This is a genomic window from Micromonospora sp. NPDC049374 (assembly GCF_040677165.1).
Lineage (GTDB): Bacteria > Actinomycetota > Actinomycetes > Mycobacteriales > Micromonosporaceae > Micromonospora.
In genome coordinates this window covers 185604-210583 of sequence record NZ_JBFAQH010000010.1, presented here as the reverse complement: position 1 = coordinate 210583, position 24980 = coordinate 185604, and the positions used below count along the sequence as shown (strand labels likewise).

Sequence of the window (24980 nt, the reverse complement as noted above, 5' to 3'; positions counted from 1 at the left end):
CAGCCCGGCGGGGGGCCCGTTCCCACGGACCCACCCGCAGCAGCGGCCGCCGCGACAGACAGGCCCGCCCGGTGGCAGCGGCTACAGCGACAGGTAGTGCTGGCGCTCGTAGGGAGTGACCTCGCGGCGGTACTGCTCCCACTCGGCCCGCTTGTTACGCAGGAAGAAGTCGAAGACGTGCTCGCCGAGCACCTCGGCGACCAGTTCCGAACCCGCCATCACGTCGATCGCCTCGGACAGGTTCTCCGGCAGCGGTTCGTACCCCATCGCCCGCCGCTCGGCACTGGTCAGCGCCCACACGTCGTCCTCGGCGCCCGGCGGCAACTCGTACCCCTCCTCGATGCCCTTCATCCCGGCGCCGAGAAGCACCGCGAAGGCGAGGTACGGGTTGGCGGCCGAGTCGGGCGAGCGGATCTCCACCCGGGCCGAGTTCGGCTTGCCGTACGCCGGCACCCGGACCAGCGCGGAGCGGTTCAGGTGCCCCCAGCAGACGTACGCGGGACTCTCGGTGACCCGGTCCGGCAGCGCCTGCGGGAACAGCCGCTTGTACGAGTTGACCCACTGGTTGGTGACCGCGGTGTACTCCCGGGCGTGGGCCAGCAGCCCGGCGATGAACGCCCGGGCCACCTTGGACAGCTTCATCGGGTCGCTGGCGTCGTGGAACGCGTTCCGTTCCCCCTCGAACAGCGACAGGTGGGTGTGCATCCCGCTGCCCGGCTGGTCGGTGAAGGGCTTGGGCATGAAGGTGGCCTGCACGCCGGTGGAGAGCGCCACCTCCTTGACCACGTGCCGGAAGGTCATGATGTTGTCGGCGGTGGTCAGCGCGTCGGCGTAGCGCAGGTCGATCTCCTGCTGGCCGGGGGCGACCTCGTGGTGGCTGAACTCCACCGAGATGCCGATCCGCTCCAGCGACAGCACCGCCTGGCGGCGGAAGTCCCGCGCCACGGCGTGCGTGGTGTGCTCGAAGTAACCGCCGGTGTCCACCGGCACCGGCACGGTGCCGTCCATCGGTCCGTTCTCCAGCAGGAAGAACTCGATCTCGGGGTGGGTGTAGAAGGTGAAGCCCTTCTCGGCGGCCCGGGACAACGCCCGACGCAGCACATGGCGGGGGTCGGCCCAGGAAGGGCCGCCGTCGGGCAGCAGGATGTCGCAGAACATCCGGGCGCTCTCGCCGCTGACCCCGCCCTCGAACGGGAAGACCTGGAAGGTGGTCGGGTCCGGCATGGCGACCATGTCCGACTCGAAGACCCGGGCGAATCCCTCGATGGCCGAGCCGTCGAAGCCGATGCCCTCCTCGAAGGCGGCCTCCAGTTCGGCGGGAGCGACCGACACGCTCTTGAGCGTGCCGAGCACGTCGGTGAACCACAGCCGGACGAAACGGATGTCCCGCTCTTCCAGCGTACGGAGGACGAACTCCTGCTGACGGTCCACTTCCCCAACCTTCCGCGACACGCTATGTCCGCCTTCGGTCGGACTCTGCCCGACCTGACCGACCAGTCTCCACCGACCCGATTACGCAGACGTTAACCGAACCGCAGCCGTTGCGTCCCGTCCCGTCCCGACCGGCGGTCCGGCCCGGTCGCACTGCCCCACGCCGACGTGTCGTGCCCGTGCCACTGGGGCAAGATGAGGACATGCCCACCCTGCGTCTCGCCCTGTGCCAGGTCAACCCCAGTGTCGGTGACCTCACCGGCAACGCCGGTCTCGTCCGCGCCTGGACCCGCCGGGCCGCCGCCTCCGGCGCCCAGCTCGTCCTGTTCCCCGAGATGATGCTGACCGGGTACCCGGTGGAGGATCTGGTCTTCCGGCGGTCCTTCGTGGCCGCCTCCCAGGCGGCACTCGGCCGGCTCGCCGCCGATCTGGCCGCCGACGGCCTGGGCGACCTGCCGGTCGTGGTGGGTTACCTGGACGCCGACGGTCCGCCGCAGGTCAGCGCGGACGCCGAGCCGGGCCGGGGGGCGCGCAACGCCGCCGCGCTGTTGCACCGCGGTGAGGTGGTCGCCACCTACTTCAAGCACCACCTGCCCAACTACGGCGTCTTCGACGAGGACCGCTACTTCGTGCCCGGCGACATGCTCACCGTGGTCCGGCTCGGTGGGGTGGACGTGGCGCTGACCATCTGCGAGGACCTGTGGCAGGCCGGCGGGCCGTTCGCCGCCGCCCGGCGGGCCGGGGTGGGGCTGGTGGTCAACATCAACGGCTCGCCGTACGAGCTGAACAAGGACGACCTGCGGCTTCCGGTGGTCCGCCGGCGGGCCGCCGAGGCCGGCGCCACCATCGCGTACGTCAACATGATCGGCGGTCAGGACGAGCTGGTCTTCGAGGGCGACTCGATGATCGTCGCGGCGGACGGGACGGTGCTGACCCGGGCGCCGCAGTTCGTCACCCACCTGCTCGTGCACGACGTCGACCTGCCCGCGGCCGGCGAGGCCACCGACGGCACCAGCGGGAGCGACGATGAGATCGGGGACGGCGAGCGGATGGCCGACGGGCTGCGGGTGGTGCGTCGTACCGTCGACGGGATCCCGCCCGCGCCCACGGGCCCGGCGGCTACCGGCGGCCTCATCGAGCCGGTGGCCGACGAGGCCGAGGTGTGGCAGGCGCTGGTGCTCGGCCTGCGTGACTACGTCGAGAAGAACCGCTTCCCGTCGGTGGTGCTCGGGCTCTCCGGCGGCATCGACTCGGCGGTGGTGGCGGCCATCGCGGTGGACGCCCTCGGCGGCGACCGGGTGGTCGGTGTCTCCCTGCCCAGCCAGCACTCCTCGGAGCACAGCCGCTCCGACGCGGCCGACCTGGCCAAGCGGACCGGCCTGGACTACCGGGTGGAGCCGATCCAGCCGATGGTGGACACCTTCCTGGCGAACATGTCGCTGTCCGGGGTGGCGGTGGAGAACCTCCAGGCCCGGGTACGCGGCGTCATCCTGATGGCGTTGTCGAACCAGGAGGGCCACCTGGTGCTGACCACCGGCAACAAGAGCGAGCTGGCGGTCGGCTACTCGACGCTCTACGGCGACTCGGTCGGTGGCTTCAACCCGGTCAAGGACGTGTGGAAGACCCTGGTCTGGCGGCTGGCCAAGTGGCGCAACACCGAGGCGGCGCGGCTGGGTCTGACGCCACCGATCCCGGAGAACTCGATCGGCAAGCCACCGAGCGCCGAGCTGAGCCCGGGCCAGCTCGACAGCGACTCGCTGCCCGACTACGACGTACTCGATCCGATCCTGATCGGCTACATCGACGGTGACCTCGGCCGGGACGGCCTGATCGCCGACGGCCACGACCCGGCCGTGGTGGACAAGGTGCTGCGGTTGGTGGATACCGCCGAGTACAAGCGCCGACAGTCGGCGCCGGGTACGAAGATCTCCATGAAGGCGTTCGGACGGGACCGACGGCTACCGATCACCAACCGGTGGCGCGAGAACGGCTGACCGGCTTCAGGGTCCACTCGGCCGGCCCGCGCCGGCCGGCCGGAGTGACATCCTCCACTGCGCCCTGCCGCCGACCGTCCGCACGGTGGGACGATCGCGGCGGAACCCGGGGACCGCGTACGCGGCCTCGAGGAAGGAGAACATCGTGGAATCCACTCCGGCCGAGGTGACCGCCCTCTACGGCGGCCCGGCCACCCGTCGCGTCCGCACCCGCGACCTGCTCGCCGCCAAGGAGCGCGGTGAGAAATGGTCGATGCTCACCTCGTACGACCAGTACACGGCCTCGATCTTCGATGCCGCCGGTATCCCGGTGCTGCTGGTGGGCGACTCGGCGGCGAACAACGTGTTCGGCTACGAGACGACCCTGCCGGTGACTGCCGAGGAACTGCTGCCGCTGGTCCGGGCGGTCGTCCGGGCCACCCGGCAGACCCTGGTCGTCGGTGATCTGCCCTTCGGGTCGTACGAGGAGGGTCCGACCCAGGCGCTGCGTACGGCCGTCCGGTTCATGAAGGAGGGGGGCTGTCACGCGGTGAAGCTGGAGGGCGGCCAGCGCTTCGCCGCGCAGATCGAGGCGATCGTCGGTGCCGGCATCCCGGTGATGGCGCACATCGGCTTCACCCCGCAACGTGAGCACACCATCGGCGGATACCGGGTGCAGGGCCGCGGCGAAACCGCCGACGAGATCCTGGCCGACGCGCGCGCGGTCGCCGGGGCGGGTGCCTTCGCGGTGGTGCTCGAAATGGTGCCCGGTGACGTCGCCAAGCGGGTCACCGCCGAGCTGCCGATCCCCACGGTGGGCATCGGCGCCGGCCCGGACACCGATGCCCAGGTGCTCGTCTGGCAGGACATGGCGGGCCTGCGCACCGGCAAGGCGCCGCGCTTCGTGAAGCGCTACGCCGCCCTGGCCGACACGCTCGACGAGGCCACCCGCCGCTTCGCCGACGAGGTCCGCTCCGGCCAGTTCCCCGCCGCCGAACACACCTTCTGACCGTCCGCGGGTCTGTGGCGGACCCGGCCACGACCATCAACTCACCCGGGCGACCGTCGGGGCGCCCGGGTGACGATGGGTGGCCGGCCAGGGCGACGATCGGGGAGCTCCGGCCACCGCCCGTCGGTAGCAGCCCGGGCTGCCATCGCCGTGCCACGCCCGGCCCGACCGCTGCTTTCCACCGACCCACATCCCATCGGCGCTGCCGGATCGTCCGTGGGCGATCGGCCATGGACCACACCACAGCGACAGGCATGAGCCCGCCTACGCAGCGGCGCACCGTTACGGTTGATCGTCAGCTACGACTTGACGGTCAGGGCGGGTGCGTCCGGCGAACGGGTCGACCGGACGGACGCCTCGCGGCCTGCCGTTCCGCCCCGTCCGGCAGTCGCGCCTCCCGGCTGGCCGTTGGACGGGTTACGACCGCGCGGGCTCGTGGCCCGGCAGGCACCTGCCCCAGCAGTCGCGACCCGGCGGACAGGGAGGCCAGCTGTGCCGGGGCGGTGGACACCAGCGTGGGCGAGCCCGCCCCGGCGGGCATCGAAGTCAACGGCTTCGACCGGCCGGACGCCGGCTCTGCTCGCCACGGCATCCCGGGCGTAGGCGAGTGGTGTAGGTGGTTGCGACGGGGACGCTGATCGGGGTCGAGCCAGACGGGCGGGATGAACTCCGGATGACCGTCGGCGGCGAGGTGGACCTGCCAGCCGTGCTGGTGCACGTGACGATGATGGTGACGGCAGAGCAGCACCGCATTGGCGAGGCTGGTGACGCCGCCGTCGGCCCAGTGCCGCAGATGATGGCCCTCACACCAGCGGGGTGGCCGGTCGCAGCTCGGAAAGGCACAGCCCCGATCTCGCAGCACCAGGGCCCGCCGCAGCGGCCCGGTGATGAGCCGACGTTGCCGACCAACGTCGAGGACCTGACCTGCGCCGCCGAGCACTGCGGGCAGGACCGCCGCGTCGCAGGCCAACCGGCGCACCGTTGCGGGCGTGAGGGTGATGCCGCTGTCCAGCGTGCCGGGCCCGAGGCTTCCGGTGAGGGTGTCGAACCCGGTGGTGACGACGAGCTGGGCGGTGTCGGCGCCATGCTCGGGCAACTCGCCGGTGCCGAGGACGAGCCGACAGATGTCGCCCAGGGCGTCGTGGCGTCGTTGCCCGGGCGAACGGGGATCGTCCGGGCCGGCTGGTGCGGTGAGCGGCTCGATGGCAGCCCGCAGCAGCGCGGCGGTCTCCGCGTCGAGGCTGCCCGCCAGCCGCGTGCGCCCATCCCGCTGGTCGGAGAGGGTTACCTGCCGGTCGCGTGCGGCGCGGGCCGCCTCCGCTTCCAGCGCTCTGCCGGTGGCCGCCTCGGCGATCTCGGGTGCCACGTGATCGAGAATCCGGCTCCCGAGTCGGCGCAGGGTGGACGGCTCGAACTGCCCGGCCCAGTCGAGGAGGAGTGCGACTGCCGACCCGGCCGCCTCGGTGCCGGCCGCACCTCGAACCGTGGCCGCGACATCGGCGATGACCCGGACCTGCTCCAGATCGACCCGGCCGTCGGCGAGTGCGGCGGTCATCTCGCCGGACTCGCCGCCGAGCGCCTCAGCGAGGTCGACCAACCGACGGGCCGCCGGCACGCCGAGCCGGAGCCGATCGCGGAGCCAGACGGCGGTGGACGACGCCCCCTGCGCCACCGCCACGCCACGGCCGTCCAGCTCACGCACCAGCGCCAGCTTCACCGCGGCGAGCCGCTGCTCGAGCCGGTGCGCAGCGTCGAGAGCATCGATCAGCTCGCTCTCCGGCATGGCCCAGACAGCGGCGTCGACGCAGGAACCCGTCGCCACCTCTGCCCGCGCCAACTCCTCCAACACGCCACCGACGATAGAACGTACGTACGACAGTTCCGGTCGATCTCCACGGTGGTCATCGGCTCCGTCGCGACTGGACGCCCACTGCGACGATGCGATCATGACCGATGACATCCCGGCTGGTCGGCGCTGGCGCTGGTGGACGGTGTTGCGGCTCGGCGTCGTCGCGTTGTGGCTGGTTGCGGCCGGAACGGCTTGGTGGACGGCGCCTCGGCAGCAGAGCTACGACCAGGCGGAAGCGGATCTGGCTGCCGGCCACGTGGTGGCCTACCAGTGGGGTGACCGGTGGGACGCCGACCAGCGAACCCCGTGGTTTGGCACCGCTGACCTGGAATCGTCCGGCACTCTCGGTCCGCTGTTCGGGTGGCGCACGCCCGACGGTCGGGTCTGGTGGACCGACACCACCTACTTCGATCAGCTCACGATCGCCGGCACCGTCCGCGAGGAGTCCTACGCGGGGCCAGGCGCGATCGGCATCGCCGAACAGTTGCAGGCTGCGGGCCTGGACAGCCGCAGCAGCGTTCTCCAGCCACTCGGGAACCTCGTCGCTGGAACGGGCCTCGCCGCCGCCGTGGTCATCATCGGTGTCCTGCTGACCGGGCCCGCTCCGGTGCTGGGTACGCGGTGGTTCTGGTTCTGGCTGGTCTGCCTCGTACCGTTCGGGCTCGGAATCCTGTGGTGGTTGGCCCGGGAGCACCCCTGGGCGCGCGCCGCCTCCCCGCCCGCCTGCCCACGCCCGCAAAGTCATGGTCCACTCGGTTTCGCCCTCGGCGTCGGCACCGCACTCCTGAGTGGCATCCTGTTGATGGTGCTCGGCCAGCTTCTCGGCGATCGGTGGGTGCCGCGACTGGACGCCGGATAGGGCGAGCGGAATTTCCCGGGAACCGCTACGGTTCTCGCTCGTGAATCGGATCCGTGCTTCTTTGCCTGTCCTGGCCTGCGCCGCTCTGCTGATGTTGACCGCCTGCGGTGGTGAGGACGAGGCCCCGACGGCCGGAGGGTCGCCGTCGGCCACCCCGCCGTCCGCCGCCGCCACCTCGGCCAGCCCGGCACCGCCCACCGCTGACGCGGCGGACGCGGTCAGCGACAAAGAGCTCTGCCAGTCGGCGAAGCAGGCCAGCGACAAGATGAAGGAAGACCTGGTGGCCGCGGTGAGTTCCGGCAGCGAGCCGTCGCCGGCACTGTTCCAGAAGATCCTGTCCGGGTTGCAGAACGAGGTGACCCGGGTGGCCGCCACCGGCGCCACCGACAGCAAGGTGGTTGCCGCGCTGGAGCAGTTCGGCGCCGAGGCCGGCAAGTCCGCCAACGCCACGGATCCGGCGGCGGCCGCGGACAACCCGGCCTTCGAGAAGGCCGGCGCCTCCCTGACCAAGGCCTGCAAGGCGGCCGGCGTCAACGTCACCTTCTGACCGCCGGCCGCCCCTGACGAGGGATCCGGATCCGTGGCAGTTGCGGTAGTGGACACGCCGGCCGGCTGACACCTTTTCTGCCACGGATCCGCTCTTGGTTTGTGCAGTCAACGACGGTGCCACGGCTCGGCGGGCTGGCAGGTGGGGCCGGGGTCGCCGTAGACGACCGCGCCGGCCGGGTCGGCGTAGCAGCGACCAAGCTTGTCGAACGGGGTGAACAGCGGTCGCCTGTCGATCTCGACGCCGACCCTGTCGTAGGCGACCAGATCCGCCCCGCCGTCTTCGCTGATGCCCGCGCCGACGAGGCCGAACGCGCCACCCGCGACCCGGGCCGGCGTGATCGTGCCGTCGGCCTGCTGCAACACCACCCGGTCAACTCCTGGTCGGTCGGCTCCATCTGGATCGTCACATCACACTATGGCCAGCAGGCCCGGCGGCGTTGCGTCGACGGCGACGAGCGGGGTACGCGCGCTCAGAGGTCGGTGACGCGGACGCCCGCGTGCGCCTTGTAGCGCTTGTTGATGGCGATCAGGTTGGCGGTGAACGCCTCGATCTGGTGGGCGTTGCGCAGCCGACCAGCGTAGATGCCACGCATCCCGGGGATGTGGGCGGCGAGCGCGCCGACGATGCCGACCAGCTCCCGCTCCTCGGTGCAGATCAGCACGTCCAGCTCGATGCGGTCGATCTCGGGGTCGGCCAGCAGCGGAGCGCTGACGTGGTTGAAAGCGGCGCACACGCGGGAGTCGGGCAGCAGCGCGGCGGCCTGCTGGACGGCGCTGCCCTCCGGCACCGGCAACGCGTACGGGCCCTGCTTGTCGAAACCGAGCGGGTTGACGCAGTCCACGACGATCTTGCCGGCGAGTGGTTCGGCGAGCGCGCCGACCGTGGCGGCGTGCCCGTCCCAGGGCACCGCAATGATCACCAGGTCACTGCGCCGGGCCACCTCGTCGTTGTCGGCACCGGTGACGCTGCCGCCGGCCGGCACACCGGGCAGCGCGGCGATCTCGGCGGCCGACTCGGCCGCTCGCTGCGCGGAGCGGGAACCGATCAGCACCGTCAGACCGGCCCGGGCGAACCGGTAGGCGAGCCCTCGGCCCTGGTCGCCGGTGCCACCGATGATGCCGACGGTGAGCCCGGAAACGTCGGGCAGGGTGCTCGGGTCGTATGCCATGGTCGTCATCCTCGCAAATCAGCTGGCCCGGCAGCAGCGCCCGACGCTGTGACAATGCCCGCTGCGCCGGTCGCGACAGACAGCGCAGGTCGCGGCGTGACGCCGAACCGCCAACACAGGCCGCCGCGCGACCGCAGGCGCAGGTCGCGGCGCGATGCCGAACCGCCGACACAGGTCGCGGCGCGACCGCAGGCGCAGGTCACGGCGCGACCGCAGGCGCAGGTCACGGCGCGACGCCGACCCGTCAGGCGAGTTCGAAGGCGACCGAGCGGGTGGCCGGATCGGCGGCGACCAGCCGGACCCGGACCCGGGTGCCCAGTGGCAGCTCGCCGACACAGCGGGCGCGTACCGGCGGGTCGTCCAGGGCCACCATGCCGCCGCGTGGGCGGCCCGCGCGGGTCTTGCCGTTCGACGGTGCGTCGACGTCGAGCACGGCGGCGTCGAAGGTCTCGCCGACCCGATGGGCCAGCAGCACCGCCTCGGCCAGATCGATCGCGCCTCGGCTCGCCGCGGACGCGGTGCGGTCCGTGGCGGCCATCACCGCCGGCAGCCGGGGCAGCGCCGCGCGGACCCAGTCGGGCACCTCACGGCCGTCGTGCAGAGCCAGGCAGATCTCCGTGGCGTACCGATCGGCGAGTCGTCGCAGTGGCGCCGTGACATGGGCGTACGCGGCCGCGACCCCGCCGTGCGCCGGCCGCTCGGGCGACTCGCCGTCGAAAGGGGTGTACGCGGCCGACCGCATCAGCTCCGCCGCCTGGTCGATGAACGCGGCGGCCCGAGGCTGGGCCGGATCCAACCGGAGCAGCAGTTCACCGACGCTTACGTCGTCCGGCCAGTGCACGCCCAGCGGGGCGGCGGCGGCCCGCAGCCGCTGCACCGCCTCGGGCTTCGGCGCGGGCATCGTCCGCAGCAGGCCGACCCCACCGGCCAGCATCAGGTCGGCGGCGGCCATCCCGGTGAGCAGGGAAATCTGTGCGTTGTGCTCCTCCATCGGCACCGGTGCCCGCAGCACGAGCCGCCAACCGTCGCCGTCGGCCTCCACGTCCTGTTCGGGGATCGGCAGGTTGACCGCGCCCCGACGCAGCCCTCGGGCGGTGAGCAGCGCACCGACCTCGGGTAGCAGGGCGATCGGCTCGGGCAGCCGGCCCGCGTCGGCGTCGGCCTGCACATGCGGGTAGGCCAGTTGGGCCCGGCTGCGCACCAGGGCGCGCTGCACCACCACCGCGGTGGTGCCACCGTCGGCGTCCAGGTCGATGGTCCACAGCACGGCCGCCCGGTCGACGTCCGGCAGCAGGCTCGCCGCGCCCTCGCCGAGGGAGTGCGGGTGCAGCGGCACGTTGCCGTCGGGAAGGTAGACCGTCTGCCCTCGGCGCCAGGTCTCGTCCGCCAGCACACCACCCGGGCGTACGTGGGCGGCGACGTCGGCTATCGCGTACCGCACCCGGTAGCCGCCGCCGGCGCGGCGGCTGAGGTGCATCGCCTGGTCCAGGTCCCGCGAGCCGGGCGGGTCGACCGTGACCAGCGGGACGTCCGTGCAGTCGACGGCCGGCCGGGGAGGTGCGGCGGCTGCCTCGTCGGCCTCCCGCTGCGCCGCCTCCGGGTAGCTTTCGGGCAGACCCAGTTCTCGGCGCAGCGCCCCGAAGTCGATGCGCGGTGCCAGCACACGTCGGATGACCATGCGCCAATCCTGACAGCGCCGGACACACCGCGCCCTCCTCCGAGCGACGGGTCGTCGGCGTACGCCGGGTCAGCCGGCCGTCTAGCGCGCGGTGCCGGTCCGCCCGCCGGACGCGGCGCGCCCGGTGTTCCGGGCGGCGGCCGTTCTCGCAGGCGCCTTCTTCGCCGCCGTCCTCGACGCCGTGGCCTTCTTCGCGGGCGCCTTCTTCGCCGCCGCCCTCGACACCGTGGCCTTCTTCGCGGGCGCCTTCCTCGCCGCCGGTGCCTTCCTCGCTGGTGCCTTCTTTGCCGCCGTCTTCGATGCGGGCGCCTTCTTCGCAGGGCCTCTCGACGCGAGCGCCTTCTTCGCGGGGGCTCTCGACGCGGCCGTCTTCTTCGCCGCCGCAGTCGTCCGGCTCGCCACCGTCGCGCTCTTCCGAGCCGGTGCCTTCTTGGCAGCCACCGTCTTCGCGGGTGCCTTCTTCGCAGGTGCCTTCTTCGCCGCCGTCTTGCGCGCCGCCGCCGAGGTGTTCTTGCGCGCCGCCGCCTTCTTCACCGCCGACGTCGCCGTCTTCGCCGGTGCCTTACGCGCGGCCGACGTGCTCCGCGTACCCGTCGTTTTCTTCGCGGGCGCGGTCTTGCGGGCCGGGGCCGCCTTTCGCGCGGACGCCGCTTTCTTCGCGGGGGCCTTCGCCGCCGTGCTCCGTGCGGATGTCGTCTTCTTCGCGGTGGCCCGCTTCGCCGCGGTCGTGGTCTTGCGCGGACCGGTCGCGGTCCGCGTCGACGTCGAGGTGGTCCGCGCGGCGGGCGCCTTGGTCGGTGCGGTCTTCGCCGATACCGTCTTCTTCGCAGGTGCCGCCTTCCTGACCGCGGCGGCCTTCCGCGCCAACTCGGCCGCCCTGGTCTCGGGCGCGGTGGCGGCGTTCTTCGCCGGCCGTCCGACGCCGCCGGTCGCCTTACGGGCGGCCGGCGTCGTGCCGGACGCGCGGCGGGTGGACGGGGTACGGGCGAGGCCGGCGGTGCGTTCCGTCGCGGCGGTCTTCCTCGCGGGCGTACGCTTCGCGGCCGGGCGGGTGGCCTGTTGCGCTTCGGCCATCTCGGTTCCCTTCCTGGGGACGTGCTGCCGCCCTCGCGACGCACGCAGTGCCTCGGCGCGGGAGGCGTCCCGCGCCGTCTACCTGTCCTCCCCGGTCCAGCGGGCGTCCTCGGCCTCCCACGCCTCGTTGCGTTCCCGCACCTGTTGCAGGGCGTTCTCCGCGTCGGCGGCCGAGTCGTACGGGCCGAGAACGTGCCGCGCGGGGCACACGTCGGCACCGGACTCGACCCGGTGGTGTCGCGTACACCAGTAGTAACGTCCACGTCCGCTGTCGCTCATGGCATCACTGTGCACCGGGAAACGACCGACCGCCACCGGAACACGGCAAGTCACCGCGCCCTTCCACAGTAGACGTGCTCCCTGGTCGAGGGGCATGAACTGCGAAAATCGTCGCCACCGGCCCGGGTGCGGGCGGGGATGGGCGGGTTGGCTAAGGTCTCCGGATGGGCGTACCGGACTACATCCTGCGGATGCGCAAGCACGTCGGCCACGACCTACTCTGGCTACCCAGCGTAAGCGCGATCGTCCGCAACGACGCGGGTGAGCTGCTGCTCGCCCAGCGGGCCGACGACGGTCGCTGGTCGGTGGTGAGCGGCTTCGTCGAGCCAGGTGAGCAGCCTGCCACCGCCGTCGTGCGCGAGGTGCTGGAGGAGACCGGCCTGGCAGTCGAACCGCTGCGGCTCAGCAGCGCGGTGTCGCACCCGCACACGTACCCGAACGGCGACCGTTGCGAGTACCTCAACCTCGGTTTCCACTGCCGGCTGCTGGGCGGCGAGGCACGCGTCAACGACGACGAGTCGCTGGACGTCCGGTGGTTCCCGCCGGGGCAGTTCCCGCACCTCGACGAGCACGCCCGGCTGGTCATCCGGCACGCCCTCGGCGGGGAGTCCGCGGCGTTCTTCCTGCCCGCCGGAACGCAGTGGGGCGAGCCCGGTGAGCTGGAGTACGCCTGAACCGCTGCGGCGGTACCTGAGCGACCTGGTCGCGGTCGCCGACGAGGTGCTCGGTGTCGAGCTGGGCGGGGCGTACGCGGCGGGCTCGGTGGGTCTGGCCGCGTACCAACCCGGACGCAGCGACGTGGACGTGGCGCTGATCTGCGCCGGCCCGCTGGACCACGGGGTCGCCGAAGAGTTGGTGGCACGGCTGCAGCACGAGGCACTGCCCTGCCCGGCGCGCGGCCTGGAACTGGTCGTGTACCGACAGGAGGTGGCCCGATCAGGCACCCCTGAGCCGGGTTTCGAGGTCGAGCTGAACACCGGCGCACGGATGGACTTCCGGGTGTCGTACGGCGCGGCGCGGCGCCCGAGCGCGGACGGTCTGTTCTGGTACGGCCTGGACCGCAGCATCCTGCACCAGAGCGGGCGGGTCCTGCTCGGTCCGCCCGCCGCCGACGCCTTCGCCGACCTGGCCCCCGACGATCTGCGCCGGCTGGTCCTGGACGCGCTGCGCTGGTGGTTGGCGCGACCGGCGCCTGCCGGCGAGGTGCCCGCCCCCGGAGCGGAGGACGCAGTCCTCGGTGCCTGCCGTTCCTGGGTCCGCCTGCGCACCGGGACGTGGCTGCCCAAGCAGGCCGCCGGTCGGCGGCTGTTGGACGAGGCCGGACCGCTTGTCGACGCCGACACCGCCGAGTTGGTCGAGCGGTCGATCGCTGCCCGCGAAGGCGGTGTGCCACCGACCGGCGCGTCCGCTCGCGCCTTCCAGCGACGCGTGCTCGCAGACCTCGCCGGCACACCGGCCTGAGCCGGCCGTCGTCTCGTCCCGCATGCTGCGTGCGGGCAACGTGGCTGCGCTCGGCTGTGCCGCTGGATTGCCGACGCATTCGCCGAGGTAGCAGACGAACTCGTGCTCCTGGCATCAGCCGCTGCGGCGGTTCTCGGCCGCCCCGGTGGTCACCCAACGTGGCCCGCTCAGCCCGTTCGCGCTGCACAAGATGCGGTTAAGAGGTTGCATGTGCCAGTCTCATCCGAGATTTCTTCGCCCCGGGACGACCGCCGGTGCGCACCCACAGCTCGTCAGCAGAACCTGGAGAGGCACGTGGCAAACCTCGACACCGCCCTGAAGGACGCCATGACGATCGACGGCGCCATCGGCGCCGCGCTCGTCGACTACACCAGCGGGATGACCCTCGGCGTCGCCGGTGGCACCCCGGAGATCGACCTCACCGTCGCCGCCGCCGGCAACACCGATGTGGTACGCGCCAAGATGCGCACCATCGAGATGCTCAAGCTGAACGATGACATCGAGGACATGCTCATCACCCTCGGCGGCCAGTACCACATCATCCGACCGCTGACCGGCCCCAACGGCAAGGGGCTGTTTCTCTACCTGATGCTCAGCAAGTCCCGGTCCAACCTGGCGCTCGCCCGACACCAGCTGCGCACCATCGAGGAGCAGCTGGAACTGTGAGCACCGGCGACACCTTCCTCCCCCGCCGTACCGCGAAGCAGCCGGACCTTCCGCCACCGGTGCGGCTCCCACCGTCGCTGGCCGGTGACCCGTCGCTGCCGTACCCGGCGATCGGCACCGAACTGCACGAGCTGCGCCTACAGATCCCCGGGGTGCAGGGAAGTGTCCTCGGCGGAGTCGACGGCCTGCTCATCACGCACGACGTTCCCGACACTCTGGACCCGGACGACCTGGCCGCGATGGCGGCGGCGACCTTCGGCCTCGGCCGGCAGGTCAGCCTCCGCCTCGGCCAGGGCGAATTCCGCCAGTCCACCGTCCGCAACGAGGCCGGCTACTTCTCCGTGTACGCCGTCGGCCCGCGCGCACTGCTCTCGGTGGTCGGCGCCGACGCGATAAACGTCGCCCGACTGCACCTGCACGCCCCACCGGTAGCCGAACGTCTCGCCAAACTCCTCGCCCCCGCCTGATCCCCGAGTCGCCGGGGGTACCTCGGTCAGATGGCGCCCGTCGAGCCGTCGGTCAGTTCGCGGAGAATATCGGCGTGACCGGCGTGCCGGGCCGTCTCCTCGATCAGGTGCACCAGGATCCAGCGCACCGAAACCTCCCCGAGCTGCGGGTGAGGCACCACATGGTCGAGGTCGAACCGGGCCGCCACCTCCCGCGACCGGGCACACTCCGCCTCGTACGCCGTCGACAACCGCTCGACCGTGTCACCCTCGGCCAACGCGAAGCTGGCCGTCGCGTCCTCCTCGGAGGTGAGGTAGACGTCCTCCGGGCCGGGCGCGAGCAGACACCGGAACCAGTTCCGCTCCACCACGGTGAGGTGCTTCACCAGGCCGGCGAGGGTGGTCGCCGACGGCACCAGGCGACGGGCGGCGGCGGCGTCGGAGATCCCCCGCACCTTCCCCAGCACCACGGCACGATGAAAATCGAGGAACGCGTCGAGCACGACGCGTTCCTCTCCCGTGCTCGCCATCATCGCGGTGACCACGTGGTCGGAGCGGCTCTCCACCATCCCCGGACTCTAGCGACAGTCCACCCACCCCCGCTGCCCGCGAATCGCCACCAGCGCACGCCGCTCGACCCGTCGATCACGCCTGGTCGACCCGAACGATCAACACCTAACATGTGGCCGATGACCGATCAGGACCGACGGCCCATGCCCGTCCCGGTCGCCGCAGCCGCGATCATTTTTCCGCTGGGAAACGCCCTCCAGGCAGCCCAGATCAAGACGAGCACTGCGGCCAGGGCCACCGAGCCGAGGGCGACAATCTTCGCCGTGGGACTGATCCTTCTCTCGCTGGCCTTTGCGTACGGCTTGTGGCGCCAGATCGGGCGCGCCCGGATCCTGACAGTCGGCTACGCCATCTTCAACATCGCGTACGGCCTGACGGAACTTCCCGACATCGCCGAACTGACGGCGTTGCGAATGATGGCATTCGTGGCCGTTATCGGATTGCTGCTGGTACCCACATCGTCTCGACAATGGTTCCCGCCCGGCACCTGAGTTGACCCGGCACCGGATCCCTTGAGATTCGATCAGCTCGTAGCCTTGATCACGGCCTCTGAGCTGGTGGGCGACGGACGAGTCGACCTGTACGCCGGATTATGAACTTGATTTGCGCCCTGAGCAGGCGTTTCGCTTGCCTGCAACCCGTTCAGGGCGTCGCCAGGGCGTCCGGGTTGCACGGCCCAGGTCTGGCCACCTTGGCTGTCAGTCGTCGAACTCGAAGCCGCTCGCCTCGGCGTCCCTAATCAACCGCCGCATGCGTTCGCCGTCGGTGGCGACCGCGTTCATTCGCGCTTCCAGCTCTTCCAGCGCCCCTCGATCGGTGCCGTGGGCGCAGAACGTGCCGCCCTCGCAGGCATAGACGAATCGACCTTCGAGCGACTGAGCCTCGGTACTGACGAGAACCTGCGCCACGCCCTCCCAGAAGTACCCGTTGGGCTCGTGATCGAGTTCTTCGATGAGGTCGTCGACCGGCGTGGTCCCCGCGTTCAGTAGCAGCGAATACTCACCGGGGGTTGCCTCGATGATGAATAGCAAGGTCATCGGGGAAGCCTGGCAGCCGTCAGGAGTTGGCGACAAGATCCCGGTGGTCGCTCTCACGATGGCGATCCCGCGTCTCCGGACCCAGGCTCGAACAGGCGGTCGATGGCCTGCCGGGTGCGTTCCTCGCTGGCGGGCATCAGGTGGGTGTAGACGCGGAGGGTGAATCCGGGATCCGCGTGGCCGAGGTAGGACGCGAGGGCCTTGATGCTCTCCCCCGCGTCGAGCAGCGACGAGGCGTAGAAGTGCCGGAGCGCGTGCATTCCGGTGGCCCGGGTCGGCGTGATGCCGGCCGCCATGACAGCGGGCCGCCAGCTCTTGTTGTCGAAGGTGCGTCGGTTGATCGCGCCGCGCCGGGTGGTGGTGAACAGCAGCGGGACTGTGACCCGCTCGTCGCCGGCCGGGTCTTCCCACGGCAGGGTGAGCGACACCGGGGCGAAGTCGTCGACGTGCTGCTTCAGCACCTGGGCGACGGAGTCAGGCAGCGGTATCCGGCGGTCCCGATCGTTCTTGGGCAGCCCGAAGACGAGCCGAGACCGGACGAGCTTGACCTGACGCGAGACGTGCACCCAGCCCGCGTCAATGTCGATGTCATCGACCCCGAGGCCGAGGATCTCTCCCTGTCGCAGACCGCAGCCGGCGCCCAGGTCGACCATCGGGCGGTACCGCTGGGCGAGGCCACCGCGGATTGCCGAAACCTGTTCGTACCGCCACGGCACCACCCGACGTTGCACCGGTCGCGGAGGCTTGACCGACTTTGCCGAACACGGATTCTTGGCGATCCGCTCGTCGTCGACGGCCGCGCCGAGGATGGTCCGCAGGTGAGCGAAGACCACGGCCCGAGTCGCCGGGGCCAGCTTGCCGACCATGTCCGCGTCCCATGCCCGGATGTGGCCCGGCTTGATCTCGGCCAGCTTCTTGGAACCGAAGAACGGCAGCAGGTGCTTGCGTACTCGGAACTCCGTGCTCTCCCGGGTCGACTCGTCGAAGGAACGGGTGCGTAGCCAGGTTTCCGCGTACTCCGCGAAGGTCATCCGACCGGCGATCGGGTCGACGTACGAGCCGCGCAGCTTGTCCGATTCGGTCGAGACGAGGAACGCCTCAGCCTCTCGCTTGGCCCGGTCCGGGAACGACTTCTTGCGTTCCTTGCCGTCCGGGCCGATGTAGCGGACCCGGTAGCGCAGGCCCTTGCCGAACAGTTCCGTCTTGACCCGCTCCCGTCGCCCGCCCGAGTGGCGAAGCGTCTTGTACCAGCGATCCTCTATGTGTCCCATCAGGCCGCCGCCTGCTCACGTACCCAGGAGCGGACCGCTTCCGGCTCGTACCGCAGGTGTCGGCCGACCCGAGCCGCCGGCGGACCGTACTTCACCTTGCGCCAGCGGTACAGCGTCTCGGTCGGCACCCGCAGGTACGCCGCCACGTCCCGGATCGTCCAGAGCCCATCGTTCGCCGCCATTACTGCCCCTCCCCCGTCGTGTCATCCGTCTCCGTCGCCGGTTCGGTGTCGGGGAGCTGGGCGGCGCGGTCCTTGGCGGCAAGGAGTTCGGAGCGCCAGCGGGCACGTTCACCGATCGCCCGCAGCAGCCGGTGGGCCATGGGGCCGACGTCGGGATCGTCGGGTCGGGCGAGTTCCCAGGCGTACCGAACCGGTTCGACGGTGGCGCCCTGGTCGTCGACGCCCTCCTGGCCGACGCTCACGCCGAGCAGCGCCCGCACCCAGGCCCGGATGTCGTGCTTGTGGTCGGAGAGGGTTTTGCCGGACCAGTCGCGGGAGATGAGGATGCGCCGGCCGCCGATGCCGAGGGTGTCCCGCTGGTGGACCTTGCCCTTGCACCGGCCGGGCTTGAGTTTCGCGTGTGCCCGCTTGGGTTGGATGCCGTAGAGCAGCCAGTTCGCGCACCGGTCGGTGCACGGGGTGACCTGGAGTTCCTGCCAGAGCCGGTCGAGGTGCGCGCGTTGCCGGTCAGTCGTCGCCTTGTGGACGTCGCCGGTGTGCTTGGTGATGTACTTCGTGACGTAGCGGATGGTCCGCTCCGCGTCCTCGGTGCCGGGCATGACACCGCGTGCGTCGACCTGGGCGCCGAAGCGCACGACGTGCACCGGTTCCGCATCCGGGTCGTCGTCGATGGCGTCGAGTGCTTCCGTCCAGGTGGACAGCGGCGCGTGGGTGTCCGGGTCGACCCACGCGGAAGCTTGCTCGTCCCAGACGGGTAGCCGGTCGAGGGTGTACCGCTGGACATCCACGGCGGGCCACCACACCTGGTGATAGGTCGCCGCCGCCACGGTGCGCAGTACGTCACGCGGAATGGTGCCCCGGATGGCGAAGTGTGCGTGCGGGGCGAGTCGGCGTTGGGGCTCGACGCAGCCGGCGTACTGGACGTTCCAGCCCTCGCAGCGGCGCAGGTTCTGCCAGAACCGGTCGAGCAGCCGGGGGAAGTGCACCGCGTCCCATGCCGCGCGGCGGTAGTCGTACCGCTCGGGGTTGAGGGGGGTGCCGTCGGGGCGGACCGGGCCATAGGAGTCGAGGGTGAGGGTCAGCCACATCGACGGGCGGTAGGTGGTGCCGTCGGGGGCGGTGTAGGTCTTGCCGACGGTGCGGCGCTCGACCTTGCGGCGAGGTAGGTCGGGGGCGTCCTGTCGACGGCGAGTCGAGCGCTTGCGGCGCCGGCCGGTGTCGTCGTCGGCCTGGTCCTCGTCGCCGGTTGAGTGCGGCGGGGCTACCCGGCCACGGAGCCCCTCGGCTGTGATGGCCTCTTCGACTTCGCGGATTGCCTCGTCGAGGTCGGCGACCTGGTCCCACTGGCTGGCTCGGGATGCCTCGTCGCGGGAGAACTCCAGGTGACCGCGCAGCAGGATCAGCGCCTTCTGTTCCTCGGTCGCCGGCTCCGGTGGCGGTAGCGGCTCGTCGTCGCGGTGCCAGCCTTCCCGGATCTGGGCCTGCCGCAGCCGGCGGTTCTTCTTCGCGCACGGCCCGCACTTGTCCTCCCGGGTCGCGCCGCAGGGCAGGTCGATGACCTCGGTCAGGCCGGTGTTCAGGTCGGTACGGCGCATCGCCAGCGGGCGGACGCACACGCCGTACTCGGCCGCGATCTCCTTGAGCACGTCGACGGAGCGGGGTAGTGCCATGCGGGCCGCCCGCGACCCCGGCCGAGGAGGTGCAGCCGGGGTCGGGGCGGGTTCGAGACCGGGCAGGGTGGGGGCGGTCATCGGATGATCCCCACCACCTGACGCCGGTCGGGCTGGACGACGCCGCGCGGAGGCAGCACCGACACTGATGCCGGCGGCATCACCTCAGCAGGCGGCACAGGCTCGGCCTGCTCGGGTTCGTCGTGCCGGTCGCCTTGCGGTTGGGCCGGCTCCGGTGCCGGCGCGGTGGCGGGTGCGCTGGACAGGACGACCTTGACCAGGGCGAGGAAGGCCAGCGAGGGGACGGCGGCGACGATCCAGCCCCAGACTGAGGGTTCGGCTTCGGCGACCTGGGCGGCGAGGGAGAGCAGGGCGAAGGCGACCAGGAGGACGCCGACGAAGCCGACCGGTCGACCGTTGCGGCGGCGGGCGCGGATTTCGAGCCCGAGGTAGATGGCCATGAGTTCGACGGCTACGGCGTTGGCCCAGCCGATCCAGTGTGGTTGGCCGTGGGCGACGGACAGGTCATGGACGTGGGTGAACGCGGCGGCGCCGGCCATGGTGCCGATGGCGAGCAGGATGGTCAGGCGTACGGCGGATTCGATGCGGTCGCGGGTCACCGGCGGCTCCCGGTGTCGCGGACGGTCAGGGTGATGCGGATGCTCTGGCCGTCGAGGTCGCGGCGGCGGTTGACCATGTGCGCCAGGCCGTGCAGGGCGGCGGCGAGCCGGTCCGGGGTGCCGTCCAATTCGATGTGCAGGGGCTTGATCCGGTGGGTGGGGAGGAAGAAGCGCTTGAGGGACATCGGTTACCTCCGGGCCGGGGCGACGCGGGTACGGATGTGCTCGGGTGGTTCGCCGAGGGAGGCGACGGCTTCGGAGAGGCAGCGCCACAGCGCCCACGCCTCGTCGGGGGTCAGGTGCATGCGACGCCGGCCGCCGCCGACGGCGAGATAGACCGGATATGGGTCGGGCCGCTGCGGGTCGACGCGGACGGACACGGCGGTGCTGGTCTGCCCGTCGGGGTGCGGTGCGCGGAGCCGGTAGAAGGTCGGGGTGGTCACCGCGGCTCACCCCCGTCGGTGTCGCGGAGGATGTTGAGCAGCGAGTCCGGCAGCAGCGGCCCGCGTGGACGGGGCAACGGCGGACGGGTGGGTTCGGGGGCGGTTTCCCGGCCAACCTGGGCGAGGATGTCCGCCGCATCAGCCGGCGCGCTGTACTCGGCGGCGAGCTGGCGGATGTCGTCGTCGGTGATGTGGGAGAAGCGGACCCGGGCGGGTTCGGGGGTGCCGTCGAGGATCACGTACCCGACGCCCTTGGCCCATCGGGGCATCTGGTCGGCCAGGGCGCCCCGGTTGCGGGCACCGTCGCCAAGGATCAAGTCGACCTGAGCGGCCTCGGTCAGGCCGAGCGCGATGCGGGTCGGGAACAGGTCCCGGAACGGCAGTACCTCTTTGCGCGGGTCCTGCAACGCGGCCACCACCAGGACGCCGACGCCGGCCCCCTGGGACAGCAGCAGCCCCAGCGAGGAGGCGATGCGCTTGCGCAGCTCGACGTCCTGGAGGTAGGCGGTGAGGGCGGCCATCTCGTCGATGACGACCACGACCAGGGGGTCAGCCTCGGTCGGCGTGTGGACCCGGACGGTGCCGGCAAGGCGGGTCTGCCGCTCGCGCAGCACGGTGACGGCCTCGTCGAGGAGGTCGGCCATGGCCTCGAAGGACTTGCCGGCGAACCGGGCGAACAGCGGTCGGCCCATGGCGAACTCCATGCCGCCCTTGGGGTCGATCACCCATAGCCGCACCAGCCCCGACGAGATCCCACCAGCCAGGGAGCGGACCAGGGACCACAGCACGGAGCCCTTACCGGAGCGGGTGGCTCCGCCGATCAGGACGTGGGTGGCGAGCAGGTGCAGGGACCAGTGCCGCAGGTCTTCCCGCCGGGCCAGGGGCAGCGCGGTGAGGTCCGGCACCGCAGGTACGTCGAACGGCTTCACCACCGTGCGCAGCGCATCGGTACGGACCACGACCAGGTACACCAGCGACGGCCGATCCCGGTACCGCAGCCGGTCGATGACGCCGAGGACGAGCGCCCAATAGCCGGTCCGGGCCGGCGGATCGCCGGGCCGCTCGGAGTAGACCCGGGCGTGGCGGCGGCCGAACGCGTACGCCAGATTGGCCGTGACCTTTTGGAACTCCTCCGGCGTCTGCCCGCGCACCATGCGGACCGTCAGCACGTCCAGCGCCTGATCCGAACGCACCCGCAGCAACTGCGGCATGACCGGCCGATGGTCATAGGTGCGGGTCAGCCCGCACAGCGTCATCGCCTCCCGCCAGACCCGCCGGTAGACGAACACCTGACGGAACCAGCCCAGCACCGGCCCCGCGCACCAGGTCCACCACGATGTTTCGTGCTTCCACCGCCACAGCGCCGATACCAGGCCGGCTAGGACCAGCGGCACGATGAGCCCGGCCCGACCGAACTCGGCGTACAGCCACACGCCTGCCACCAGCAGGCCCACGATCACCGGATGCCGCACACACCAGACAGCAGCCCGGAACAGCCAGCGCAGCAGCATGCCGAGCGCGATCAGCCACAGCGGCAGCTCAAGCCGCCGAGGGCGGATCACCATCAGATCTCCGGCCGTGGTCATCACGACCTCACCACGCGGCCGGCGGATCATCGGACACCCCGCACGACCGCTACCAGCACCCGCCCAACGACGGGCATACCCTTGGACACGTCACGACCTCTCTCGACAGAGCAGGGGAAGAGACACCAGGGGGCGGGGCTGCCGTCCGCCAAGACCAGACAGCCCCGCCCCCACCAGATGCGGCTACGCCGCCGCCTTCTTGCCGCCGACCACCGGCGCGCGCAGGCCGGTCGCCCGCAGCGAATACGCCATCCGACCGTTGTTCGCCACGTACGGCGTCACGGTCATCCCGTCGAACTCCACCGCCTCGAACGGCGCACCCGACGGCGGCACCGGCTGGTAGTCAGCCGAGATCTTCACCGTGGTCTCTCGGGACCGTTTGCCCAGCTCAGGGTCAAGGTCCATCACCCGGACCTGCCACACCCGCTGACCGGTCACCTTGTCCTTCGCCGGGGACCGCCGACCCGTCTTCTCGTCGTAGTCCTCGACCTCACCCAGCGACTCGGGCACCAACGCGCACCCCGCCGGGAACACGTCCTCGAACCGCACGGCGAACCTCGTACCGCCACGCAGAGCCATCGCTCACCTCCAACTTGTTGACTTGTCTGCCAAGCTGCGGTCCAAGGTAGACGGCACTTGGCAGACAAGTCAACAAGTAATCGCCACTCCATCGATGACCCAGACGGCCCGGACGGGACAGCGGTGACGACGTGAGCACGTTAGGTTGTGAAGACCTGCAACAACCTGATCGATGGAGAACGATTCGTGAGCGATGCGCTCGATGACATCGCCGAGCTGGAGGCCCTGCGCCGACAGGCGGAAGACTTGTCTCAGCGACTGGCGGCAGGTGAGCGAGAGGCGGCCGAGTCATCGGCACGGGACTCCCGAGAGGCTGTGCGGGTGTCCCTCGGCCGTGACGGTCACATCGCCTCGGTAGAGGTGTTCCCTCAGTGGCGCAGACAGCTCGCCGCCGGCCAGTTGGGAGCGGCGATTGTGGAAGCCGCCGAAGAGGCAGCACGTCGCAGGTCAGAGGCATGGGCTCACGGAGTAGCCCACTCGGTAAGCGGCGAGGTACGCGAGCCAGCGCCCGATGCGGACCCCACAGTCGCCAGCACCCGAGAGCCCGTCGACGATTCGGCCGTCGATTACGCCCGGAACCTGCTCTACGTGCTTAGGGACTCCTACGCCCGGCTCGACGATCTCGAAAGCGAGACGGAGCAGGCTGCGCTGTCCCAGACGACCGCCAGCGACCCCGATGGACGAGTGCGGGTGACGCTCGACGGGGAGCGCCTTTCGGCGGTCAGCGTCGACCACGTGTGGCTGAGATCGGCGTCCGCCGTACACCTCGGCGCAGCGACTACCCAGGCTCTACAGCAGGCGTATGCCAACCGAAAGGAGGCAGTGCCGCTCCGCCGCTCCTGGCCCTACAACGAGCTTGAACGGATTACTGCCGACCCGGCACAGCTTCTCGCCAACCTCGGCCTAGCGCCGAGGCAGATTCGGAGGAGTGACTGAGATGCCACCGCCCGGAGAGCAGAAGCTAAGGGTTTCAATCGAGGTTCTACGCCAGGATGCTGCCGTCTGGGACGACTCCGGCGACATCATGCGACGCGCCGCCCAGGTCGCCGCCCGCCTCGACCTCGCGGCCCTGCACTTCTCCTACATTGGCGACAAGGTCGGCCTCGTCGAGCTGTACCGGCAACTTCAAGACCGCATGATCCGGCTCCTCAGCGAAGGCAGCGAGACGTGCGAGACGATCGCCACATCCTTGCGTAGCGCCGCAGACGGCTATGAGCGCGACGAAGCCGCCAACGCTCACGACATCAACAACATCTACTGAGGAGCTAGCAGTGACACGCCCACTCCCCATGTCCGAAGGCGAGTTCGGCGAGCTGATCCAATCCATCAACGAGGGAATTCAACGTGTCGAACGACTAGGCAACCAGATCATCGACCGAGTCAGCGACAATCTGGAATGGCTCGGGCCGCTCGGGCGTGACGCGATGGACTTACTCCGTAGATTCGGTGAGCTGCTGGGAAAGTTCTTCTCGGAGGTGGGCAAGTTCTTCACCCGCTGGGGAGTGCCCTGGACGCTGTATTCCCACGGTGAGACCTGGACCCAACAGGTAGGCGGACCAACACACGAGATCGCCGGAAGAGTCGACATCGGGCAGCTGCGTGTCGACGACTACTGGACCGGCGTTGCCGCCACCGCCTACACCGGTCTGCTCCCGCTTCAAGGCAAGGCGCTCAACGCCGTCAAGGCAGCCGCAGACGACATAGACGACGCACTCTGGAAGGTGGCCGGCGGCATCATTGCCTTCTGGGTTGCTATCGCGGCCGTGCTCGTTCCGTTCATCATCGAGCTGATAACAGCTGCCGCCGCGGCACTCGGCATCATTACCGCTCCGGCGGCAGCGGCCGGTGCCGGAGCATCGACGGCGAAGGCCATCGCACTCACCGCCGCTGTAGTCACGGCAGCCATCACGTACCTGACGACGCTCTGGACGCAGATGCGGGATCTGGACCAGCGGTTGCACAATAGCGACGGCCTACCCGGCGGAAAGTGGCCGGCTCTCGTTTCCGACATCTCAAACGGCCGGGTCTACGACGGCGGTAAGTCCCTCGACTGGAACATCAAGCCTTGACGGAGAGCAAACCCGTGGACGTAAACGCCGACCGCATCCCACTGCCCGACCCAGCGGCAGCACGTCGGGGAGCCCGCCGGACGGTCCTCGCCGGAATCGTCCTCGTCGTTCTGCTCACCGGGTTCACCGCTGGCGGAGTCGCCATGCTCACCGCTGGTGAGATCCCCGGTTTGCCGTTCGCTGTCGGTGGTGCTCTCGCCCAGCTCTCAGTCATCGTCGTCGTGGTGACCGTGTTGCGGACCCGTGCTGGAGGCGACGGCGTCAGCATCTCGCGACTCCGGATCGCCTCGGCCAGCCGGATCCTGGATGTGCTCCGTCGAGTGCTCCTCGTCGCCCTGGTCGTACTTGCCGCGTACGCGGTGGTCCGCTTCTTCTTGGGCGACCCGTGGACCTTGCTGACCGGCGCATTCGTAGCGCTGTTCCTGTGGTTGCTCTACCGGGGTGCCGGCCGCATCCGACAAGGTCTGACTGACCAGCCGACCTGACGTGGCGCAGATCCGCATTTCAAGC

30 protein-coding genes are annotated in these 24980 nt (G+C 70.5%); 13 read left to right on the top strand and 17 right to left on the bottom strand.

From position 1 onward, the window contains the following. Nucleotides 1-81 precede the first annotated feature (81 nt). Complete coding sequence (gene glnA, locus AB0J93_RS18570) at nucleotides 82-1431, bottom strand: type I glutamate--ammonia ligase (RefSeq protein ID WP_093401577.1); 1350 nt, start codon at nucleotides 1429-1431, stop codon at nucleotides 82-84. Between the two features lie 203 nt (nucleotides 1432-1634). Between glnA and AB0J93_RS18565 the strand changes: the two genes are divergently transcribed. Together AB0J93_RS18565 and panB are read left to right on the top strand one after the other, a co-directional pair. Further along, nucleotides 1635-3425 (top strand): NAD+ synthase, encoded by a 1791-nt coding sequence (locus AB0J93_RS18565; protein ID WP_363923348.1) that lies wholly within the window; start codon nucleotides 1635-1637, stop codon nucleotides 3423-3425. Nucleotides 3426-3567: 142 nt separating this feature from the next. Continuing rightward, nucleotides 3568-4413 (top strand): 3-methyl-2-oxobutanoate hydroxymethyltransferase, encoded by an 846-nt coding sequence (gene panB, locus AB0J93_RS18560; RefSeq protein ID WP_363923427.1) that lies wholly within the window; start codon nucleotides 3568-3570, stop codon nucleotides 4411-4413. A gap of 313 nt (nucleotides 4414-4726) precedes the next feature. Here the strand turns inward: panB and AB0J93_RS18555 are convergent, their stop codons facing one another. After that, entirely contained in the window at nucleotides 4727-6262 is a 1536-nt protein-coding gene (locus tag AB0J93_RS18555) for a DUF222 domain-containing protein (protein ID WP_363923346.1), read from the bottom strand. A 97-nt stretch (nucleotides 6263-6359) separates the two neighbouring features. Between AB0J93_RS18555 and AB0J93_RS18550 the strand changes: the two genes are divergently transcribed. Next, a complete protein-coding gene (locus AB0J93_RS18550; RefSeq protein ID WP_363923344.1) occupies nucleotides 6360-7121 on the top strand; it encodes a hypothetical protein in 762 nt (253 codons plus the stop codon). A gap of 40 nt (nucleotides 7122-7161) precedes the next feature. Beyond that, a complete protein-coding gene (locus tag AB0J93_RS18545; protein WP_363923342.1) occupies nucleotides 7162-7668 on the top strand; it encodes a hypothetical protein in 507 nt (168 codons plus the stop codon). Between the two features lie 107 nt (nucleotides 7669-7775). Here the strand turns inward: AB0J93_RS18545 and AB0J93_RS18540 are convergent, their stop codons facing one another. The 5 genes from AB0J93_RS18540 to AB0J93_RS18520 form a co-directional block, all read right to left on the bottom strand. Continuing rightward, on the bottom strand, nucleotides 7776-8036 hold the full coding sequence (locus tag AB0J93_RS18540) for a hypothetical protein (protein WP_363923340.1): 261 nt from the start codon (nucleotides 8034-8036) through the stop codon (nucleotides 7776-7778). A gap of 104 nt (nucleotides 8037-8140) precedes the next feature. Next, a complete protein-coding gene (npdG, locus tag AB0J93_RS18535) occupies nucleotides 8141-8839 on the bottom strand; it encodes an NADPH-dependent F420 reductase (protein ID WP_363923338.1) in 699 nt (232 codons plus the stop codon). Between the two features lie 244 nt (nucleotides 8840-9083). After that, nucleotides 9084-10517: an RNB domain-containing ribonuclease gene (locus tag AB0J93_RS18530; RefSeq protein WP_363923336.1), complete on the bottom strand. Its 1434-nt coding sequence runs from the start codon at nucleotides 10515-10517 to the stop codon at nucleotides 9084-9086. A gap of 81 nt (nucleotides 10518-10598) precedes the next feature. Then, on the bottom strand, nucleotides 10599-11591 hold the full coding sequence (locus AB0J93_RS18525) for a histone H1-like repetitive region-containing protein (RefSeq protein WP_363923333.1): 993 nt from the start codon (nucleotides 11589-11591) through the stop codon (nucleotides 10599-10601). A gap of 78 nt (nucleotides 11592-11669) precedes the next feature. Further along, the gene (locus AB0J93_RS18520) at nucleotides 11670-11870 is read right to left on the bottom strand and encodes a hypothetical protein (RefSeq protein ID WP_093401270.1); all 201 of its coding nucleotides are present in this window, start codon (nucleotides 11868-11870) and stop codon (nucleotides 11670-11672) included. 164 nt (nucleotides 11871-12034) lie between these two features. Here AB0J93_RS18520 and AB0J93_RS18515 point away from each other — a divergent pair, with 164 nt between their 5' ends. The 4 genes from AB0J93_RS18515 (at nucleotide 12035) to AB0J93_RS18500 (ending at nucleotide 14464) form a co-directional block, all read left to right on the top strand. Further along, the gene (locus tag AB0J93_RS18515; RefSeq protein ID WP_363923331.1) at nucleotides 12035-12544 is read left to right on the top strand and encodes an NUDIX domain-containing protein; all 510 of its coding nucleotides are present in this window, start codon (nucleotides 12035-12037) and stop codon (nucleotides 12542-12544) included. Continuing rightward, nucleotides 12525-13331: a nucleotidyltransferase domain-containing protein gene (locus AB0J93_RS18510; RefSeq protein WP_363923329.1), complete on the top strand. Its 807-nt coding sequence runs from the start codon at nucleotides 12525-12527 to the stop codon at nucleotides 13329-13331. The genes AB0J93_RS18515 and AB0J93_RS18510 overlap by 20 nt, the downstream gene beginning before the upstream one ends. A 294-nt stretch (nucleotides 13332-13625) precedes the next feature. Continuing rightward, nucleotides 13626-13997, top strand: coding sequence for a hypothetical protein (locus AB0J93_RS18505; RefSeq protein ID WP_363923327.1), 372 nt, complete (start codon nucleotides 13626-13628; stop codon nucleotides 13995-13997). Beyond that, complete coding sequence (locus AB0J93_RS18500) at nucleotides 13994-14464, top strand: roadblock/LC7 domain-containing protein (RefSeq protein WP_363923325.1); 471 nt, start codon at nucleotides 13994-13996, stop codon at nucleotides 14462-14464. Before AB0J93_RS18505 ends, AB0J93_RS18500 begins: the two co-directional genes overlap by 4 nt. A 26-nt stretch (nucleotides 14465-14490) precedes the next feature. On the opposite strand, the gene AB0J93_RS18495 is transcribed toward AB0J93_RS18500, so the two are convergent. Beyond that, a complete protein-coding gene (locus tag AB0J93_RS18495; protein ID WP_363923425.1) occupies nucleotides 14491-14976 on the bottom strand; it encodes a DinB family protein in 486 nt (161 codons plus the stop codon). A 156-nt stretch (nucleotides 14977-15132) separates the two neighbouring features. On the opposite strand from AB0J93_RS18495, the gene AB0J93_RS18490 reads away from it, so the two are divergent. After that, nucleotides 15133-15504 (top strand): hypothetical protein, encoded by a 372-nt coding sequence (locus tag AB0J93_RS18490; protein WP_363923323.1) that lies wholly within the window; start codon nucleotides 15133-15135, stop codon nucleotides 15502-15504. 207 nt (nucleotides 15505-15711) lie between these two features. Here AB0J93_RS18490 and AB0J93_RS18485 read toward each other — a convergent pair whose 3' ends face one another. The 9 genes from AB0J93_RS18485 to AB0J93_RS18445 form a co-directional block, all read right to left on the bottom strand. Continuing rightward, the gene (locus AB0J93_RS18485) at nucleotides 15712-16050 is read right to left on the bottom strand and encodes an Imm51 family immunity protein (RefSeq protein WP_363923321.1); all 339 of its coding nucleotides are present in this window, start codon (nucleotides 16048-16050) and stop codon (nucleotides 15712-15714) included. Between the two features lie 53 nt (nucleotides 16051-16103). After that, nucleotides 16104-17321: a tyrosine-type recombinase/integrase gene (locus AB0J93_RS18480; protein WP_363923319.1), complete on the bottom strand. Its 1218-nt coding sequence runs from the start codon at nucleotides 17319-17321 to the stop codon at nucleotides 16104-16106. Then, nucleotides 17321-17503 carry a helix-turn-helix domain-containing protein gene (locus tag AB0J93_RS18475; protein ID WP_203220703.1) on the bottom strand — a complete coding sequence of 61 codons (183 nt, stop codon included), beginning with the start codon at nucleotides 17501-17503 and terminating at the stop codon, nucleotides 17321-17323. Before AB0J93_RS18475 ends, AB0J93_RS18480 begins: the two co-directional genes overlap by 1 nt. Beyond that, nucleotides 17503-19254 (bottom strand): replication initiator, encoded by a 1752-nt coding sequence (locus tag AB0J93_RS18470; protein WP_363923316.1) that lies wholly within the window; start codon nucleotides 19252-19254, stop codon nucleotides 17503-17505. The genes AB0J93_RS18475 and AB0J93_RS18470 overlap by 1 nt, the downstream gene beginning before the upstream one ends. Then, a complete protein-coding gene (locus AB0J93_RS18465; RefSeq protein ID WP_363923314.1) occupies nucleotides 19251-19793 on the bottom strand; it encodes a DUF2637 domain-containing protein in 543 nt (180 codons plus the stop codon). Before AB0J93_RS18465 ends, AB0J93_RS18470 begins: the two co-directional genes overlap by 4 nt. Next, the gene (locus AB0J93_RS18460) at nucleotides 19790-19978 is read right to left on the bottom strand and encodes a hypothetical protein (protein WP_363923312.1); all 189 of its coding nucleotides are present in this window, start codon (nucleotides 19976-19978) and stop codon (nucleotides 19790-19792) included. The genes AB0J93_RS18465 and AB0J93_RS18460 overlap by 4 nt, the downstream gene beginning before the upstream one ends. 3 nt (nucleotides 19979-19981) lie before the next feature. Next, entirely contained in the window at nucleotides 19982-20236 is a 255-nt protein-coding gene (locus AB0J93_RS18455) for a hypothetical protein (RefSeq protein ID WP_363923310.1), read from the bottom strand. Then, entirely contained in the window at nucleotides 20233-21822 is a 1590-nt protein-coding gene (locus AB0J93_RS18450) for an FtsK/SpoIIIE domain-containing protein (RefSeq protein ID WP_363923308.1), read from the bottom strand. The genes AB0J93_RS18455 and AB0J93_RS18450 overlap by 4 nt, the downstream gene beginning before the upstream one ends. A 183-nt stretch (nucleotides 21823-22005) precedes the next feature. Continuing rightward, complete coding sequence (locus AB0J93_RS18445) at nucleotides 22006-22401, bottom strand: transcriptional regulator (protein WP_126711252.1); 396 nt, start codon at nucleotides 22399-22401, stop codon at nucleotides 22006-22008. Nucleotides 22402-22587: 186 nt separating this feature from the next. Between AB0J93_RS18445 and AB0J93_RS18440 the strand changes: the two genes are divergently transcribed. The 4 genes from AB0J93_RS18440 to AB0J93_RS18425 are packed head-to-tail and all read left to right on the top strand — an operon-like array spanning nucleotide 22588 to nucleotide 24955. Then, a complete protein-coding gene (locus tag AB0J93_RS18440) occupies nucleotides 22588-23337 on the top strand; it encodes a hypothetical protein (RefSeq protein ID WP_363923305.1) in 750 nt (249 codons plus the stop codon). Continuing rightward, nucleotides 23330-23662: a hypothetical protein gene (locus AB0J93_RS18435; protein ID WP_363923303.1), complete on the top strand. Its 333-nt coding sequence runs from the start codon at nucleotides 23330-23332 to the stop codon at nucleotides 23660-23662. Before AB0J93_RS18440 ends, AB0J93_RS18435 begins: the two co-directional genes overlap by 8 nt. Before the next feature lie 28 nt (nucleotides 23663-23690). Continuing rightward, the gene (locus AB0J93_RS18430) at nucleotides 23691-24470 is read left to right on the top strand and encodes a hypothetical protein (RefSeq protein ID WP_363923301.1); all 780 of its coding nucleotides are present in this window, start codon (nucleotides 23691-23693) and stop codon (nucleotides 24468-24470) included. After that, complete coding sequence (locus AB0J93_RS18425; RefSeq protein WP_363923299.1) at nucleotides 24467-24955, top strand: hypothetical protein; 489 nt, start codon at nucleotides 24467-24469, stop codon at nucleotides 24953-24955. The genes AB0J93_RS18430 and AB0J93_RS18425 overlap by 4 nt, the downstream gene beginning before the upstream one ends. Nucleotides 24956-24980: the final 25 nt, after the last annotated feature.